This is a genomic window from Janthinobacterium sp. Bl 1, assembly GCF_058215535.1.
Genome location: NZ_CM177086.1, coordinates 1546577 through 1564240 on the forward strand (window position 1 = coordinate 1546577; position 17664 = coordinate 1564240).

Consider the following 17664-nt stretch of genomic DNA (forward strand, 5'->3'; position numbering starts at 1 on the left):
GCTGATCTGCCGTGGGTGCGCGCTCTTGTAACTGTTGTAAGCCGGGCCGCTCCTCGTGTGCGGCATTGCGGCGAAGTTAATAAGAGGTTATAATCTGCAGCCTAATAAAAGTTCTCCGCAGGGTTGTTTGGTGGGGAGTGCTTTCATCTGGTTGGGGAAATACAAGAAGATGGGCAGATGCCCATTTTTTTTTTGTTGAACCGTTTGTAATGGCGCCAGCAAGGCGCCATATATGACTTGAATGCGTGTTTTTGCATGGTGTCGGCGCTCATTGCGGCGCCGTCATGCCGAAAACGGGCCTTATTTCTGGAGAATTTTTTGCAGCAGTTGGGATTAATTGAAAAGACAGTTACAGGTCTGGGCTATGAGCTCGTTGATGTCGAACGTGCCGAGCGCGGGCTGCTGCGCGTCTTTATTGATTTCAGCGCCGCCGATGCCGCTGAAAAAGGTCCGATCACGGTCGAAGACTGTGCCACGGTGAGTCACCAGTTATCGCATGTGTTGACGGTAGAGAACGTTCCTTACGAGCGTCTCGAGATTTCTTCCCCGGGTCTCGATCGTCCGGTGCGCAAGCTGGAAGACTTCGTCCGTTTCGCAGGCCAGGAAATCATCGTCAAGCTGACTGTGGCGATGCCGGGTACGAACAACCGGAAATCGTTCCAGGGGATTCTGCAAGAACCCGTGGGCGATAAATTGTCGTTGGAATTTGAAGGTAAGGATGGTCCGGCGATGTTGGAGTTTACGCTCGCCGATGTGGATAAGGCACGCTTGGTGCCGCAGGTGGTTTTTAAGGGACGCAAAGCATGAGCCGCGAAGTTTTATTATTGGTTGACGCGCTGGCGCGCGAAAAAAACGTCGATAAAGATGTCGTCTTCGGCGCCCTCGAATTCGCGTTGGCGCAAGCCACGAAGAAACGGTATGAGGGTGAGGTAGACATCCGCGTTTCGATCGACCGCGAAACGGGCGAATTCGAATCGTTCCGCCGCTGGCACGTCGTGCCCGATGAAGCGGGCCTGCAATTGCCGGATCAGGAGATCCTGCATTTCGAGGCAAAAGAACAGATCGCCGATATCGAAGTCGATGACCATATCGAAGAACCGATCGAATCCGTCGAATTCGGCCGCCGTTTCGCCCAGGACACCAAACAGGTCGTCCTGCAGCGCGTACGTGACGCCGAACGCGAACAGATCCTGGTCGACTTCCTGGAACGCGGCGATTCGCTCGTCACCGGCACCATCAAGCGCATGGAACGCGGCGACGCCATCGTCGAATCGGGCAAGATCGAAGCGCGTCTGCCACGCGACCAGATGATCCCGAAAGAGAATCTGCGTATCGGAGACCGTGTGCGTGCCTTCATCTTGCGTATCGACCGCAACATGCGCGGCCCGCAAGTGATTCTGTCGCGCACCGCGCCGGAATTCATCATGAAGCTGTTCGAACTGGAAGTGCCGGAAATCGAGCAAGGCATGCTGGAGATCAAATCCGCAGCCCGCGATGCCGGCGTCCGCGCCAAGATCGCCGTCTACACGGCCGACAAGCGCATCGATCCGATCGGTACTTGCGTCGGCATGCGCGGTTCGCGCGTGCAGGCCGTCACCGGCGAACTCGGTGGCGAACGTGTCGACATCGTGCTGTGGTCGGAAGATCCGGCGCAGTTCGTCATCGGCGCCCTGGCGCCGGCGAACGTGTCGTCGATCATGGTCGATGAAGAAAAACACGCGATGGATGTCGTCGTGGACGAAGAAAACCTGGCAATCGCGATCGGCCGTTCCGGCCAGAACGTGCGCCTGGCCTCGGACCTGACCGGCTGGAAGATCAACATCATGACGGCCGAAGAATCGGCTGACAAAGCTGCCCAGGAAACGGCTGCCGTGCGCATCCTGTTCATGGAAAAGCTCGATGTCGACCAGGAAGTGGCCGATATTCTGGTGGAAGAAGGTTTCGCCAGTCTGGAAGAAATCGCTTACGTGCCAATTTCCGAAATGCTGGAAATCGAATCGTTTGACGAAGATACCGTCAATGAACTCCGTACCCGTGCGCGTGATGCGCTGGTTACCGAAGCGATTGCTTCGGAAGAGGGTCTGGAAGGCATGGACGAGGCGTTGGTGGGTCTGGAAGGCATGGACCGCATTACCGCCGGTAAGCTGGGTCTGGCTGGTATCAAGACCGTTGAAGCATTTGCAGCACTGGCATACGACGAATTTGGCGCAATCCTGGCCTTGTCTGCGGACCGTGCGCGTGAACTGATTACAAGTGAATTTAAAGATGTGACCGACGATGAGATGAAGTTGGTTGACTCGAAATACGACGATCGTGCCAAGGCGTTGCAAGCCAAGGCATGGAGTCTGGCCGAATCCGCAAAGGCTTAATTTGAGTATCTTTATCATCTCCGCGACACATAGAAAAGAGGACTGAATGGCGAGTAACAACGTAGCCCAATTTGCCACCGAACTGAAGATGCCTGCAGATTTGCTGCTGACGCAGCTGCGTTCTGCCGGCGTCGAGAAAAGTTCGACGTCAGATCCATTGTCGAAAGATGATAAGGACAAGCTTTTGGATCATCTGCGCCGCACACACGGCGCAGCGGCTGACACAGAAAAGAAAAAAATCACCGTGACCCGCAAGGAAACGACTGAAATCAAGCAAGCTGACGCCACCGGCAAATCGCGCACCATCCAGGTGGAAGTGCGCAAGAAGCGCACTTTCGTCCAGCGTGACGAAGCTGCGCCGGTCGCGGCAGAACCGGTCGCGCCTGCCGCACCGGTGATCGATCCCGCCGACGTGGCGCGCCGTGAAGAAGAAGCCCGTAAACAGGCTGAACTGATCGCCCGCCAGGAAGCCGATCTGCGCGAAAAGCAAGAACGTCTGGCCAAGCTCGACGCGGAAAAAGAAGCCCAGGCGAAAGCCACGCAACAGGCTGAATTGGCTGCGAAGAAAGAAGCTGAAGCAGAAGCGAAGAAAGCGGCCGCCAAGGCTGCCGCCGCGCCTGCCGCCAGCGCCGCTGCGCCTGTCGTTGACGATGCCGCCGCCGAAGCGAAGAAAGCTGCTGCCGCTGAAGAAGCGAAGAAGAAAGCGGCTGCCGCTGCTGTTGCCGCCAAGGAAGCCGCTGACAAAGCGGAAGCCACCGAGCGTGCACGCAAGGCCGTTGCCGACGAAGTTGCCCAGATCAAGGCCATGATGAACGCGCCACGCCGCGCCATCAAGGCACCGGAACCCGTACCGGTTCCCGTCAAGCCGAAGGCGCCGGAAGGCACCCTGCACAAGCCTGCTGACAAGAAACCAGGCGACAAGCCGGGCGACAAGAAGCCTGCTGTTGCAGACAAGAAATCGATCAAGTCGGCCAATGTGTCGTCCACCTGGTCCGATGACGCGAAAAAACGCGGCACCACCGGTGGTCCCAAGCCACGCGGCAATAGCGGCCCAGGCGGCCGTGATAGCTGGCGCGGTGGCGCGAAGGGCCGTCGCCCGACGCACCATGACGACCGTGAATCGAACTTCCAGGCTCCTACGGAAGCCGTCGTCAAAGACGTGCACGTACCGGAAACGATCACCGTGGCCGAACTGGCGCACAAAATGTCCGTCAAGGCATCCGAAGTCATCAAGCATTTGATGAAATTGGGCCAGATGTGCACGATCAACCAGGTGCTGGACCAGGAAACCGCCATGATTCTGGTGGAAGAAATGGGCCACAAGGCGTTTGCCGCCGAACTGGACGATCCGGAAGCGCTGCTGGCCGATGTGGGCGAACACGCGCACTTCGAAACCAAGCCACGCGCACCGGTGGTCACCGTCATGGGTCACGTCGACCACGGCAAGACCTCGTTGCTCGATTACATTCGTCGCGCCAAGGTTGCTTCCGGCGAAGCGGGTGGCATTACGCAGCATATTGGCGCTTACCACGTCGATACGCCACGCGGCATGATCACCTTCCTCGACACCCCGGGTCACGAAGCGTTTACCGCGATGCGTGCCCGTGGCGCCAAGGCAACCGACATCGTGATTCTGGTGGTTGCCGCCGACGATGGCGTGATGCCGCAAACGAAAGAAGCGATTGCCCATGCGAAAGCAGCCGGCGTACCGCTGGTGGTGGCGATCAACAAGGTCGACAAACCAGGCGGCAACGTTGACCGCGTGACGCAGGAACTGGTCGCAGAGCAAGTCGTGCCGGAAGAATACGGTGGCGAATCGCCATTCGTGCCGGTGTCGGCGAAAACGGGTCAAGGTATCGACGACCTGCTGGAACAAGTGCTGTTGCAAGCCGAAGTGCTGGAACTGACGGCACCGGTCGATGCGCCTGCGCGCGGCCTGGTCGTCGAGGCACGTCTGGACAAGGGCCGTGGTCCTGTCGCGACGATCCTGGTGCAGTCCGGTACCCTGAAGCGCGGCGACGTGATTCTGGCGGGCTCTTCGTATGGCCGTGTTCGCGCCATGCTGGACGAGAACGGCAAGTCGATCGCTGAAGCCGGTCCTTCGATTCCGGTCGAAATCCAGGGTCTGACGGAAGTGCCGGTTGCCGGTGAAGAAGTCGTCGTCATGGCTGACGAACGCAAAGCGCGTGAAATCGGTCTGTTCCGTCAAGGTAAGTTCCGCGACGTGAAACTGGCGAAACAGCAAGCTGCGAAACTGGAAAACATGTTCGATCAGATGGCCGAAGGCGAAGTGAAAAACTTGCCATTGATCATCAAAACCGACGTGCAAGGTTCGCAAGAAGCGCTGGTTGGCTCGTTGCAGAAACTGTCGACCTCCGAAGTGCGCGTACAAGTTGTGCACGCAGCCGTCGGCGGCATCACGGAATCGGACGTCAACCTGGCAGTCGCCTCGAAAGCGGTCATCATCGGCTTTAACGCCCGTGCTGATGCCCAGGCACGCAAGCTGGCCGAGTCGAATGGCGTGGACATTCGCTACTACAACATCATTTACGATGCGATCGACGAGATCAAATCGGCGTTGTCGGGCATGTTGGCACCAGAGAAACGCGAAACCGTTATCGGCCAGGTCGAGATCCGCCAGGTTATCCTGGTCTCGAAAGTGGGCGCGATTGCCGGTTGCCTGGTCACCGATGGCGTGGTCAAGCGTGCTTCTTCCGTCCGCCTGTTGCGCAACAACATCGTGGTGTGGAGCGGCGAGATCGACTCCCTGAAACGCTTCAAGGACGATGCGAAAGAAGTTCGCGCCGGTCTGGAGTGCGGCCTGTCGCTGAAGAACTACAACGACATTCAGGTTGGCGACACGCTGGAAGTGTTCGAAGTCCAGGAAATCGCTCGTACCCTGTAATCACAGAAGCAATGGCGCGGACATAGTGATGTCCGCGCAAACACGTGGGGCGCATTGGTCAACGGGCAACCGTTTGACCCATGCGCCCTGCGGCACTTAGGACAGCATAAAATCATGGCTAAACATAGCAAAACCATGCCAGCGCGCGGCTTGCGCGTGGCCGACCAGATCCAGCGCGATCTGGCTGAAATCGTCGCCTACGAATTGAAGGATCCGCGCGTCGGCACGATGATCACCATTACCGAAGTGCAGATCACGCCCGATTATGCGCACGCCAAGGTGTTTTTCACGATGTTGAAAGACAGCAAGGAAGCCATCAAGAACACCACCGAAGGCCTGATGGCCGCGTCCGGCTTCATCCGCGGTTTGCTGGGCAAGCGCCTGCACATCCACACCTTGCCGATGCTGCATTTCGTGCACGACAGCTCGACTTCGCGCGGCATGGAAATGTCGCTGCTGATCGACAAGGCCAACGCCACGCGCGCGGCTGACGCCGAGCCGGATGTCAAACCAGAAGCGGACGAGCAATAACAGTGGCGGGTCCGAAGAAACCACCCGGCATCAAGCGGGTGCGCGACCTGGTCGATGGCGTCTTGCTGTTGGATAAGCCTGTCGGCTGGTCCAGTAACGACGCCCTGATCAAGGTCAAGCGCGTCTTGAACGCCAAGAAGGCGGGCCATACGGGCACCCTGGATCCGTTCGCCACGGGTTTGCTGCCGCTGTGCTTTGGCGAGGCGACCAAGTTCTCGCAGGACTTGCTGGAAGCCGACAAAACCTACGAAACCCTGGTGCACCTGGGGCAGACGACGGATACGGGCGATACGGAAGGCGACGTGCTGGAAACGCGCGACGTCAACGTGACCGAAGAGCAGATCGAAGCCGTGCTGGCGCAGTTCCGCGGGCCTATCCTGCAGACGCCGCCCATGTACTCGGCCTTGAAAAGGGACGGCAAGCCCTTATATGAGTATGCAAGGGCAGGCATCACCCTGGAGCGCGAAGCGCGCCCGGTGACCATCCACAAGCTCGAGTTCCTCGGCTATGAAGCCCCGTTCCTGAAATTGTCCGTGATGTGCAGCAAGGGCACGTATATCCGCGTGCTGGGTGAAGACATCGGCCATGCCCTCGGTTGCGGCGGCCATCTGAACGCCTTGCGCCGCACGCAGGTGGGCAACCTGACGCTCGATGGCGTCGTCACGCTCGATGAACTGACGGCGCATGCCGCGCCGTTGAGCCTGCTGGCTCCCGTCGATGCCTTGCTGTCGAGTTTCCCTGCCGTCCAGCTGACGGAAGAATTGGCCAAGCGCTTCCTGCATGGCCAGCGCATCGCGCTGGGCAAGGAAGACGTCGCCGTGCCAGCCGAGCCGGGCAGGGTGCGCGTGTATCACGACAGCAAGCTGCTGGGCACGGGGCAGTTGCAGGAATACAGCATCCTGGCGCCGGAGCGTCTCATTGCCACGGCGCACCAATAAGTCACGGCAACGTCACATTACCCAGCGACACTCTTGAACCAGTGTCGCTTTTTTAAACAAATCGTCCCCGACTGCAAGAGCCGCCAGCATTTTTAGATAGCGTTGCAACGCAACATGCTATACTACGCGGTTCCGGAAATAGATTAGCATTCGGGTATCTCGTACACCTTGTACGCACTCCGCAGTTTTTCAGTAACTACTACGACCATGTCAAATACAAAACGCGCAATTCGTAATATCGCCATTATCGCCCACGTTGACCACGGCAAAACCACGCTGGTGGATCAGCTGCTGCGCCAGTCCGGCACCTTCCGTGAAAACCAAGCGGTCGACACCCGAGTCATGGACTCGAACGACCTGGAAAAGGAGCGCGGCATTACGATTCTGTCGAAGAACTGCGCCGTTGAGTACGAAGGCACCCACATCAACATCGTCGACACCCCAGGCCACGCCGACTTCGGCGGCGAAGTGGAACGTGTTCTGTCGATGGTGGACTCGGTTCTGCTGCTGATCGATGCACAGGAAGGCCCGATGCCGCAAACCCGTTTCGTCACGCGCAAAGCGCTGGCACTGGGTCTGAAGCCTATCGTTATCGTCAACAAGATCGACCGTCCAGGCGCACGTCCGGACTGGGCCATCAACCAGACGTTCGAACTGTTCGACAAGCTGGGCGCTACCGATGAGCAACTGGATTTCCCTATCGTTTACGCTTCGGGCCTGAACGGCTATGCCGGCCTGACCGAAGACGTGCGCGGCGGCGACATGAAGCCGATGTTCGACGCCATCCTGGAACACGTTCCAGTGCGCGACGACAATCCTGAAGGCCCGCTGCAAATGCAGATCACCTCGCTGGACTACTCGTCGTACGTCGGCAAGATCGGCATTGGCCGCGTCAACCGCGGTACCGTCAAAGTCGGTCAGGACGTGCTGGTCATCAATGGCCCAGGCGCGACCCCGATCAAGGGCCGCATCAACCAGGTGCTGAACTTCAAGGGCCTGGAGCGCGTGCTGGTTGACGAAGCCGTCGCCGGCGACATCTGCCTGATCAACGGTATCGACGAAATCGGCATCGGTTCGACCCTGTGCGCACTGGATACCCCGGAAGCGCTGCCGATGCTGACCGTCGACGAGCCGACCCTGACCATGAACTTCATGGTCAACAACTCCCCGCTGGCTGGCCGCGAAGGCAAGTTCGTTACCTCGCGTCAACTGCGTGACCGTCTGGAAAAAGAATTGAAAGCCAACGTTGCTCTGCGCGTTGCGCCAACCGACGACGACACGATCTTCGAAGTATCGGGCCGCGGCGAGCTGCACCTGACGATTCTGATCGAAAACATGCGTCGCGAAGGCTTCGAGCTGGCCGTATCGCGTCCACGCGTGGTCTTCAAAATGGTCGATGGCGTGCGCCACGAGCCGTTTGAAAACCTGTCCGTCGACGTTGAAGAAGCCAACCAGGGCGGCGTCATGGAAGAACTGGGCCGTCGTCGCGGCGACCTGCAAAACATGGAATCGGATGGCAAGGGCCGCGTGCGTCTCGAGTACCTGATCCCGGCGCGTGGCCTGATCGGCTTCCAGGGCGAATTCATGACCCTGACCCGCGGCACCGGCCTGATGAGCCACGTATTCCACGAATACGCGCCAGTCGACAACACCCGTGGCGAAATGGCCGGCCGTCGTAACGGCGTGCTGATCTCGCAAGATGACGGCGCTGCTGTTGCCTACGCGATCTGGAAACTGCAAGACCGCGGCCGCATGTTCGTGTCGCACAATGACCCAGTCTACGAAGGCATGGTCATCGGTATCCACTCGCGCGACAACGACCTGGTCGTCAACCCGATCAAGGGCAAGCAGCTGACCAACGTGCGTTCGTCGGGTACCGACGAAGCGGTGCGCCTGGTACCACCAATTCAGATGTCGCTGGAATACGCAGTCGAATTCATCGAGGACGACGAACTGGTGGAAATCACGCCTAAATCGATCCGTCTGCGCAAGCGCTTCCTGAAAGAGCACGAGCGTAAAAAAGCGTCGCGTGATTCGTAATCTGTTGTAGAGCATGGCCTGCGGGCCATGCCGCGCTCAAGCCCGTTGCTCCGCCTTTCCTTCACCGGTGAGGCGCGCAGCGGGTTTGTCATTTGCAGCTCCTGTTTTTTTGTAGATACCATGACTTCCACTTCTTTGCCTTCCCGCCGCCTGTCCGTCGCCCCGATGATGGACTGGACCGACCGCCATTGCCGCAAGTTCCACCGCGAAATCACGCGCCATACCTGGCTCTACACCGAGATGGTGACGACGGGCGCGCTGGTCTACGGCGACGTGGAGCGCCATTTGCGCTTCAACGAGGAAGAACATCCGGTCGCGCTGCAGCTGGGCGGCAGCGATCCGAAGGACCTGGCCACCAGCGCCAAGCTGGGCGAGCAGTGGGGTTACGACGAGGTCAACCTGAACTGCGGCTGCCCGTCCGAGCGCGTGCAAAAGGGCGCATTCGGCGCCTGCCTGATGGCCGAGCCGCAACTGGTGGCCGACTGCGTGAAAGCCATGCGCGACGTGGTCGACATTGACGTCACGGTGAAGCACCGCATCGGCATCGATGACAGCGAGTCGTACGACTTCGTGCGCGACTTCGTCGGCACCGTGGCCGACGCCGGCTGCAAGACGTTTATCGTGCATGCGCGCAACGCCATCCTGAAAGGCCTGAGCCCGAAGGAAAACCGCGAAGTGCCGCCCCTGAAATACGATTACGCGTATCGATTGAAACGCGACTTTCCCCAGTTCGAGTTCATCATCAATGGCGGCATCAAGACGTTCGATGAAATCGACCTGCACTTGCAGCACCTGGACGGCGTGATGCTGGGGCGCGAGGCGTACCACAACCCGTATGTGATGGCGCAGTTCGACCAGCGCTATTACGGCGACGATGCGCCTGTCAAAACGCGCGAACAAGTGCTCGAAGCGATGATCCCGTACATCAGCGCACAGCTGGAAAAAGAAGCGGGGAGATTAAAACTGAACAGCGTCACGCGCCACATGCTGGGCCTGATGCAAAACCTGCCCGGCGCGCGCGGCTTCCGTCAGACCTTGTCCGATTCCAAGAAGCTGGCCTCGGGCGACCCGCGTCTGCTGCTGGAAGCGGCAGCGCGCTTGTCGCTGCCTGCGTAATGGACGATTGCCACGGCCATGCGCGGCACATCGACGGCTACCTGCAAGCCGTCAGCGCGCTCAAGGATGACGGCAGCGACTTGCTCTGCACGTATCTGGGGCCCGCCGCGCCGCAGGCATCGTTCGATGCCTTGTGCCGCGCGCTGGATGTGACGCCCGACGGCTTGCGCCTGCAGCCGCTCGAAACGGTCGTGTGCAGCGGCGTCTTGTGCACGCCGCGCCAGTGGCTGCTCGAGCGCCTGCATCCGGCGAGCGAGGCCGACCGCCAGCCGCTCGACGTCCGTTTATATGACGGTTTCGAGCGCGAACTGGTCGAACTGCTGGGCAGCGAGCCCCGCTGGTATCAACTGGTATCGTCTGGCCAGCGCAGCCTGGCCAGCCAATTGGGCGCCATCTGGAGCGTCTTTGTCTTCGGCACAGAGTGCCACGCCTATGTGATGCATTGCAGCTGGGACAGCTGAGTCAACTTGTCTATACCGGTACCACTGCGCACTGGTATTGTCCGCACTTCCCCTTCCTCTGAGTCCCCCTCCCAAAACGATGCAATATGGCTACGCCATGTGTTGTAAATGCGCTGTTTCGGCGCATGCCCGCACTGTCGTGGGGCATTTCTAAGAGGCAAGAAACGGCGTTGTTGCCATTTCCCCGAAGAAAGTTAATCAGCCATTTATTCAGGTACATATTGCTTGCTTTGAGGCAAAATTTACACCTATAATTGATTATAGACAAATATTTCTCATATGAATGTTTGATGTTGATCTCACATCAACGGTGTCAAAAATTCAGCGTGCGGAGCAAGTTTGCATTCGCAGTCACTGGCGTTTCCAGGGCTGCTGAAAGACCAGGAAGTACCCCGGGCTGCGTGCGGCCGGATACCGCCAGCATACCAATGGGTAAGGGCGGACACCGGTGTTGCGCAGCCTTCGTCTTGTCGTGCCGGGCAAAAATCCTTATCAATAGTTTCATTTACGAAGAGCCGAAATGAATTTAGCAAAAATGAAGGTTGGTACCCGCCTGGGCCTGGGTTTCGCCCTGGTACTGGTTCTGCTGGTGGCCGTGACCGTCCTCGGCATCGCGCGCATGGCGCAAATCCAGGAGCGTCTCGATCACGTGATCAATGTCAACAACGTCGTCACCCGCCTGGTGATCGACATGCGCGGCAACGTCAGCGACCGCATCACCTCGCTGCGCATCCTGACTCTGATGACCGACGCGGGCGATATGGAGCCGGAAATGGCGCGTATCAAGACGCAGACGAGCACCTATCAGGAAACGCAGAAGAAGCTCGAAGAAAAATTCGCCGTCGAGTCCACTCCTGAAGAAAAAGCGCTGCTGACCTCGATCAAGGAATACGAAGCGGCCGCCATGCCGGCCATCGCCAAGGCATCCGCGCTGTGGATGGCCAACGATGCGGAAGGCGCCACGCGCGTGATGATCAAGGAAATCCGTCCGGTACAGAAAAAATGGATGGAAGCGCTGGAGCAGCTGGCCGTGCTGGAAGACAAGCTCAACGAGCAGATGCAATCGGATGCCCGCAAGGCCTTCGACAGCGCGCGCCTGTTCATGATCATTCTCGGCGTACTGGCCGTGGCGATGGGCGTGGCGGCAGCACTGGTAATTACCCGCGGCTTGCTGAAACAGCTGGGCGGCGAACCTGACTACACGGCATCGATCGCCGGCAGCATCGCCAATGGCGACCTGTCGATCGGCATCCACACGCAGCCTTCCGATACGTCCAGCCTGCTGGCGGAAATGAAGGAAATGCGCAACAGCCTGGTGGGCATCGTCGGCCAGGTGCGCGTCGGTACGGAAACCATCGGCACGGCGTCGCGTGAAATTGCCGACGGCAATATCGATCTGTCGTCGCGCACGGAAATGCAGGCAAGCGCGCTGGAAAAAACGGCGTCGGCCATGGAAGAGCTGACCTCGACCGTGAAACAGAATGCGGACAATGCGCGCGAAGCCAACAAGCTGGCCGCCACGGCATCGGATGTCGCCATCAAGGGCGGCTCCGTGGTGTCGCAAGTGGTTGATACCATGAGCTCGATCAATGAGTCGGCGAAGAAAATTGTCGACATCATCGGCGTGATCGATGGCATCGCCTTCCAGACCAACATCCTGGCGCTGAACGCTGCCGTGGAAGCGGCACGTGCCGGCGAGCAAGGGCGCGGCTTTGCCGTGGTCGCGTCGGAAGTGCGCAACCTGGCCCAGCGTTCCGCTGGCGCCGCGAAAGAAATCAAGATCCTCATCGACGATTCGGCCGAGAAGACGGAACGCGGTACGCGTCTGGTCGGCCAGGCCGGCGTGACGATGGGCGAAGTGGTTGACAGCGTGCGCCGCGTGACCGACATCATGAGCGAGATCGCCAGTGCCAGCCAGGAACAAAGCGCCGGCATCGAACAGGTCAACCTGTCGATCATCGAGATGGATGGCATGACGCAGCAAAATGCGGCCCTGGTGGAGCAGGCAGCCGCCGCGGCGCAAAGCTTGCAGGACCAGGCGGCTGAACTGGCCCACGTGGTCAGCATCTTCAAACTGGTCGAAGGCGAGGAGAAACCGGCAGCGTATGTGCCGGCACCCGTGGCGGTCGCTGCGGCACCAGTGGCCGTGCGCAAGCCGGCACCGGCATTGCGTCCGGTGAAGTCGCTGACCCGCAAGACGGAAGCTGCCGCTCCCGTGGCTCCGGCGCCACGCAAGGCGGCAGGCGCGGGCAGCAATGACGAGTGGGAAGAGTTTTAAGCGCGGCCAACAGCGCACAGGAAATGGTAACTGCCGTATTTGATAATAATCATGGGGAAGCACATGTTTGAGAATAAGCGTTTGATGAGTGTTGCAGCAGCCTTGCTGGTGTCCGTTTCTTCCGCCGCCTTCGCGGCCGAGGTGCCGGCGTCGTTCGATGCCAAGAACTGCAAGGCCGACTATCCGAAAGCCTCGCTGATGAACGAAGAGCAGGGCACCGTGTCGATGTCCTTCCTGGTCAACGCCGATGGTAGCGTTGCCGATTCGAAAGTCGACAAGAGCAGCGGCTTCAAGAACCTGGACAAGGCCGCCATCAAGGCCCTGTCCGCATGCAAGTTCAAGCCGGGCACCAAGGATGGCGCCGCAGCGCAAACCTGGACCAAGGTCGACTACGCCTGGAAGCTGGACTGATCCACGTATCGCCGGGAGCGATGCTCCCGGCATGGCCGTATCCGCTACGGGCGGCGCCTGCAAAGGTGCCGCCCGTACTGTTATGTGCGTCAGCCAACGGCACTGTTGCCGCCGATTCTGTTACCCTCGAAACATATCTTCGGGATCTCCCACCACAAGAGGCCTATCATGCAGCGCATCCTGACACTTTCCTCCCTGGCCGCCACCGGTTTGCTGCTTTCCGCCTGCGCCTCGCTGGGCACGCCCGTGGGCTTGCAGGCGGGGCAGACCGTGGCCATCGTCAATAGCCTGAGCTGGGACAATCCGCTGACGGGCAAGCGCGACGGCGTGCGCACGAGCTGGCCCATCAAGAATGGCAAGATTGCTCCTGAATATTTTCCGCTGGCGCAGCTGAAGCAATGCGAGGCCGGCGGCAAGCCTTGCGCCTGGGGCGTGATGCGGGCGCAGCGCGACGCGCCCACGCTGAGCTATGCGGACGGCGGCGTCGACCTGGCCGTAAGCGTATCGATGGACGTGGCGCGACGCCAGGATGCGCGCCAGGGCGAGACGCAAACGGCGATGGCGATTCCCCAGGATGTGGCCGCGCTGGAAGGGCGGCAACAGGTGCAGCCCAGCTGGAAATTGAAGTATGGCAAGGTCGAGCAGGTCGAGCTCGATTACGGCGTGCGCTATCAGGTGTGCGTACAGCGTTACGATGCGGCTGGCAAGGCCATCGATACGTGCGCGATTCCATTTATTTGAGGAAACATGCGGCGTAGGCCGCTTGTGGTGTCATTGCCACATTTCATGTTGCGGCGTGCGTCGGGGTGTAACAATCGGTAAAAGCGCAGCAAAGGCCCGCGTAATTTCTTATAGTGGTTAATTAAGTAGTACACATTAGGAGAATTGCGATGAAAACCCTGTTGGCAGTAATTTCGCTGGCCGCCTTGGGTGGCTGCGCCGTGGCGCCGCCCGGTCCCGCGTATTACGGTTCGCGCGCGCCGCAGGGGGCTTACAATCCCTATGAATGGCATACGGTCTCGTCCGAGCCGGTGCAGTCGGGCCGCGTGATGAGCGCGCCGCGCGTGGAATATACGAATGAACCCGTGTATGTGCCACAGCAGCCGGTGTACGTGCAGCAGCCCGTGTATGTGCCGGCGCCCGTGTACGCGCCGCAACCGTATTATTACAATCCGCCCGTGACGATCGGGCTGGACTTCATGTTTGGCTTTGGGCGCTACGGTGGACACCGCCGCGGCTGGGGCGGGCATGGCCGCTACCACGGCCGCCGCTAATCTATCGCGCTTGGCAGAACAAAGCCGGACAAGCATTGCTTGCCCGGCTATTTCATTTTATTAGTGGAAATACACGGCCGTCTGGTGCAGCACGTCCGCCGAGCACAGGATGTACATCGCCGCCGCTGCCAGACCTATTTGCAAGGCACCAAAGCTGATCGGGATGAGGCGGGACATGTCGTACTCCTGAGTAGAATGAGGTGTGTTGTCAGGCTTTCATCATAGGATGAGTTGATGCCTTTGGGCATCGGATGAATGTCCGCCACGATGTAGGACAACACCCCGTGCGTGTGGCCCCGCCTTGCTCTCCAGCCGCCTAGCGGTTTTTCCAGCGCAGGACCGGCTCTTCCGGCGCCGTGTCCGGCACGTTCGAAATCGTCAGCCAGTGCGTCAGGCGTTCCGGGTGCTTGAGATTGATGCCCATGCCATCGATGATGCCCACCTGTTCCAGCATGCGCGCATCGATTTTCGCCTTCGACACCGTGGGCGCGCCCATGACCATGCGGTCATATGCCTTGCGCGCCTTGTGTTCCCACTTGTGCAGATTGCTTTCGTCGAAGCGGTTCGCTTCGAAATACACGGTCAGGGTGCCATCGAGGTTGCCGAAGCCGACAATGCCCGCGCCCTTGCGGATGGTGGTGTTGTTGCTGATGTCGAATTCCGCCGTGGGCACGAAAATGCCGGCGCGGCCATCGATGTCGGGACGTCCCACGGGTGTTTCCTTGCCGTAGGAACTCGTTTCGGTAATGGTTTTTTCTGCAGACATGGTGCGTGTGCGGTGGCCGTGCCGGGAGCGCAATCGGGCCCGGTGGTGCCAGCCTTCCTGTTCAAAAAATGCGTGCTGATGATCAGGGCGGGGTAGGGGCCCTGGCGGAGCGATGCTTGGCATTGCTTGATACCCCGCTATTGTAGCGCCAATTTAATTCTTTATGGCAACATTTATTGATATGGTGCACCTATTTTTTTCATGAAAAATGCCGCCCGGCCATACGGCGGGGCGGCATTTGTACGTCTGCTGCGCTTTGACGGGCGCAGCTGTGCACGGACATCAGAACGCCAGGCGACCCTGCAGGTAAACCATGCGCGGCGCGCCCACCAGCTTGCCCAGGTTGCCGTCCGACGTGCGCGTGAAGTAGCGCTTGTCGGCGAGGTTGTTGACGCCGGCAACCAGCTCCAGGCCACTCTGGCCCGGTACTTTCCATTTCACTTGCGTGTTCCAGGTACGGAAGCCGGGAATCACGCCCACGCTGCCGGCCGCGTTTTCCGCCACGGTGTTGGCTTCGTCGGCGAACTGGCGGCTCTGGTGGCTGCTCGACAGGTCGAAGCCCCAGGCGCCCAGCTGGTAGTGGGCGCCGATGGTGTCCGTGGTACGCGAATAGAAGGGCACGTCGTTGCCCGCGTTCACGCCATCCTGCAAGGTCGCCTTGGTGTAGGTGTAGGTGGCGTAGGCGTTCAAGCCGGCCAGCGGGCCGGACTTGTCGAAGTGGTAGTCGACGGCCGATTCCAGGCCCCGGTGGTGCGTGGCGCCGACGTTGTAGAAGACGACGTTCTCGCCGCTGCCGATGGACTGGATCTGGTTGTCGAACTTGATGTTGAACAAGGTCGCTTCGGCCGACAGCTGGCCGCTCTTCCAGCGCGCGCCCAGCTCGGCCGTTTTCGCCAGTTCCGGCTGCAGCGGGTTCTTGCTTGACTGCGCATTGAGCTGCGTATTTTGCACGGCGCCAAACGAGCTGTTGTAGTTGCCGAACAGGGTCACGTTGTTGTTGAACAAGTAGGCGACGTTCAGCGAGGGCAGGGCCTTGTTGTTGAGCAGATCGATCTTCTGGTCTGTCGGCAAGTGATTGAAGCGTTCCGTCTTGATGTGCTCGTAGCGCACGCCCGGCGTGATGCGCCACGCGTCGATGGCGATCTTGTCGTCGATATACACGGCTTGCGCATCGGTCGAGTTGTCGGCGAAGCGCGTCGGCTTTTGTTGCAAGCCGGTGGCGATGACGACGTTGTAGATGGTCTCGTCAGCCCGTTCGGCCAGGTAGCGGTAGCCGACGGTGACGTCTTGCGACACCTTGCCGGTCGTGAAACGCTGCGTGTAGCGCGGCTCGATGGCCGTCGTTTCATAGTTGCGCGGCTGGCGGCCCAGGCCGGTGCGGTTCGCATTGATCAGGGTGCTTTCGCGCGAACTCTTGTAGTAGTAGCTGCGCACCTCGAATTCCTGCGTGTTTGACATGGCATTCAGGTAGCCGATGTCGAAGGCCTTGCGCTCGCCGCTCCAGAAGTCGGTCGGACGCGTGTTCTGGAATGGGTCGGCCTTGTATTGCGCGGCGCTCAAACCGCCCGGCGTGCGCGACGTCACGTCGTAGTAGGACAGTTTGGCGTACACCTCGGCGGTCGGGCTCAGGTCGTAGCGGAATTTCAGGGCGAAGTCGTTGACCTTTTCATCGCTGCCCACGCGCCAGTCGCTGCCGCGGATGCCCGAATACAGCACGGCCAGGCCCAGGCCGCTGTCGAGCTGGGTGCCGGCAAAGACGCTTGCCTGCGTGTTGTGGCCCACTTCGCTGTACGAGTTGTAGCGCACGGTGGCGTCGCCCGTGATGCCTGGCGTGGTGGGTACGCGGCGCGTCTTGAAGTTGATGATGCCGCCCACGTTTTGCGGGCCGAAGCGCACGGCGCCGCCGCCGCGCACCACGTCGACCGTCTCGACATTGGCCAGGCTGACGGGGGCGAACGACAGTTGCGGCTGGCCATACGGCGCCACCGACATCGGGATGCCGTCCAGCAAGACCGTGCTGCGCGGCGAATAGCGCCCGGCCAGACCGCGCACGCCGATATTGAGCGAGATGGCGCTGCCGGCACTGCCCGAGTTGTCGCTGATCTGTACGCCGGGAATGCGGCGCATTACGTCGCTGAGGCTGGTCGCGCCCGAGTTCTCGATGTCGTCCTTTTGCACCACCGTGCGGGCGCCCGCGAAATTCTTCGTGCTGGCGGCCATGCTGGTGCCCAGCAGGTTGCTGCTGACCTGAATCGATTCCAGGATGGGACCGGCATTATCGGCCGTATTGGCTTGCTGTGCCTGCGCGGCGATGGGCGCGTTCAGGCAGGCGAGGGCGATGGCCAGCGCGCACGGGCGCAGCGAAAAGGGCAGTGTGAAAGGTGTGGCAGCCATGCATGGATCTCCGTAATGACAATGTTTGCGCGGCAATCGGGAAGCGCGACAACATCGTGGCGTGGACATCCGGCGCAAGGGGATAAGAATGATAATGATTCTCATTTTATCCGTCAATTGCGAATGTTGCGTAGTGGCTATATGCCTGCCTGTGTGATGGGGAAGTGTTGCTGGCGCGGTA

General features: G+C 59.8%; 14 protein-coding genes. 12 read left to right on the top strand and 2 right to left on the bottom strand.

Annotated elements, in window-relative coordinates; all coding sequences use genetic code 11:
* Positions 1 to 318 precede the first annotated feature (318 nt).
* The 12 genes from rimP to AC4BCN_RS07015 all read left to right on the top strand — a co-directional run bounded on the left by rimP (position 319) and on the right by AC4BCN_RS07015 (position 14323).
* A complete protein-coding gene (gene rimP, locus AC4BCN_RS06960; protein ID WP_034760462.1) occupies positions 319 to 807 on the top strand; it encodes a ribosome maturation factor RimP in 489 nt (162 codons plus the stop codon).
* Complete coding sequence (nusA, locus tag AC4BCN_RS06965) at positions 804 to 2369, top strand: transcription termination factor NusA (protein WP_034760148.1); 1566 nt, start codon at positions 804 to 806, stop codon at positions 2367 to 2369. Before rimP ends, nusA begins: the two co-directional genes overlap by 4 nt.
* Before the next feature lie 46 nt (positions 2370 to 2415).
* Positions 2416 to 5274, top strand: a complete 2859-nt coding sequence (gene infB, locus AC4BCN_RS06970; protein WP_034760145.1) for a translation initiation factor IF-2 — start codon at positions 2416 to 2418, stop codon at positions 5272 to 5274.
* Positions 5275 to 5388: 114 nt separating this feature from the next.
* Positions 5389 to 5805 (top strand): 30S ribosome-binding factor RbfA, encoded by a 417-nt coding sequence (gene rbfA, locus AC4BCN_RS06975; protein ID WP_035825200.1) that lies wholly within the window; start codon positions 5389 to 5391, stop codon positions 5803 to 5805.
* Positions 5806 to 5807: 2 nt separating this feature from the next.
* A complete protein-coding gene (gene truB, locus AC4BCN_RS06980; RefSeq protein WP_490492870.1) occupies positions 5808 to 6743 on the top strand; it encodes a tRNA pseudouridine(55) synthase TruB in 936 nt (311 codons plus the stop codon).
* Positions 6744 to 6950: 207 nt separating this feature from the next.
* Positions 6951 to 8783, top strand: a complete 1833-nt coding sequence (gene typA, locus AC4BCN_RS06985) for a translational GTPase TypA (RefSeq protein WP_092716010.1) — start codon at positions 6951 to 6953, stop codon at positions 8781 to 8783.
* 120 nt (positions 8784 to 8903) lie between these two features.
* Positions 8904 to 9899 (top strand): tRNA dihydrouridine(20/20a) synthase DusA, encoded by a 996-nt coding sequence (dusA, locus tag AC4BCN_RS06990; RefSeq protein WP_485882440.1) that lies wholly within the window; start codon positions 8904 to 8906, stop codon positions 9897 to 9899.
* Positions 9899 to 10360, top strand: coding sequence for a hypothetical protein (locus AC4BCN_RS06995; RefSeq protein WP_490492871.1), 462 nt, complete (start codon positions 9899 to 9901; stop codon positions 10358 to 10360). Before dusA ends, AC4BCN_RS06995 begins: the two co-directional genes overlap by 1 nt.
* Positions 10361 to 10895: 535 nt before the next feature.
* The gene (locus tag AC4BCN_RS07000) at positions 10896 to 12638 is read left to right on the top strand and encodes a methyl-accepting chemotaxis protein (protein ID WP_219329575.1); all 1743 of its coding nucleotides are present in this window, start codon (positions 10896 to 10898) and stop codon (positions 12636 to 12638) included.
* Between the two features lie 63 nt (positions 12639 to 12701).
* Positions 12702 to 13049 carry an energy transducer TonB gene (locus tag AC4BCN_RS07005; protein ID WP_233516259.1) on the top strand — a complete coding sequence of 116 codons (348 nt, stop codon included), beginning with the start codon at positions 12702 to 12704 and terminating at the stop codon, positions 13047 to 13049.
* A 168-nt stretch (positions 13050 to 13217) separates the two neighbouring features.
* Positions 13218 to 13790, top strand: a complete 573-nt coding sequence (locus AC4BCN_RS07010; RefSeq protein ID WP_490492872.1) for a hypothetical protein — start codon at positions 13218 to 13220, stop codon at positions 13788 to 13790.
* Positions 13791 to 13939: 149 nt separating this feature from the next.
* Positions 13940 to 14323 (top strand): hypothetical protein, encoded by a 384-nt coding sequence (locus tag AC4BCN_RS07015; RefSeq protein WP_490492873.1) that lies wholly within the window; start codon positions 13940 to 13942, stop codon positions 14321 to 14323.
* 316 nt (positions 14324 to 14639) lie between these two features.
* Here the strand turns inward: AC4BCN_RS07015 and AC4BCN_RS07020 are convergent, their stop codons facing one another.
* Both AC4BCN_RS07020 and AC4BCN_RS07025 read right to left on the bottom strand, forming a co-directional pair.
* A complete protein-coding gene (locus tag AC4BCN_RS07020) occupies positions 14640 to 15089 on the bottom strand; it encodes a hypothetical protein (RefSeq protein WP_128140430.1) in 450 nt (149 codons plus the stop codon).
* A 282-nt stretch (positions 15090 to 15371) separates the two neighbouring features.
* On the bottom strand, positions 15372 to 17483 hold the full coding sequence (locus AC4BCN_RS07025; protein ID WP_490492874.1) for a TonB-dependent receptor family protein: 2112 nt from the start codon (positions 17481 to 17483) through the stop codon (positions 15372 to 15374).
* Between the last annotated feature and the right edge of the window lie 181 nt (positions 17484 to 17664).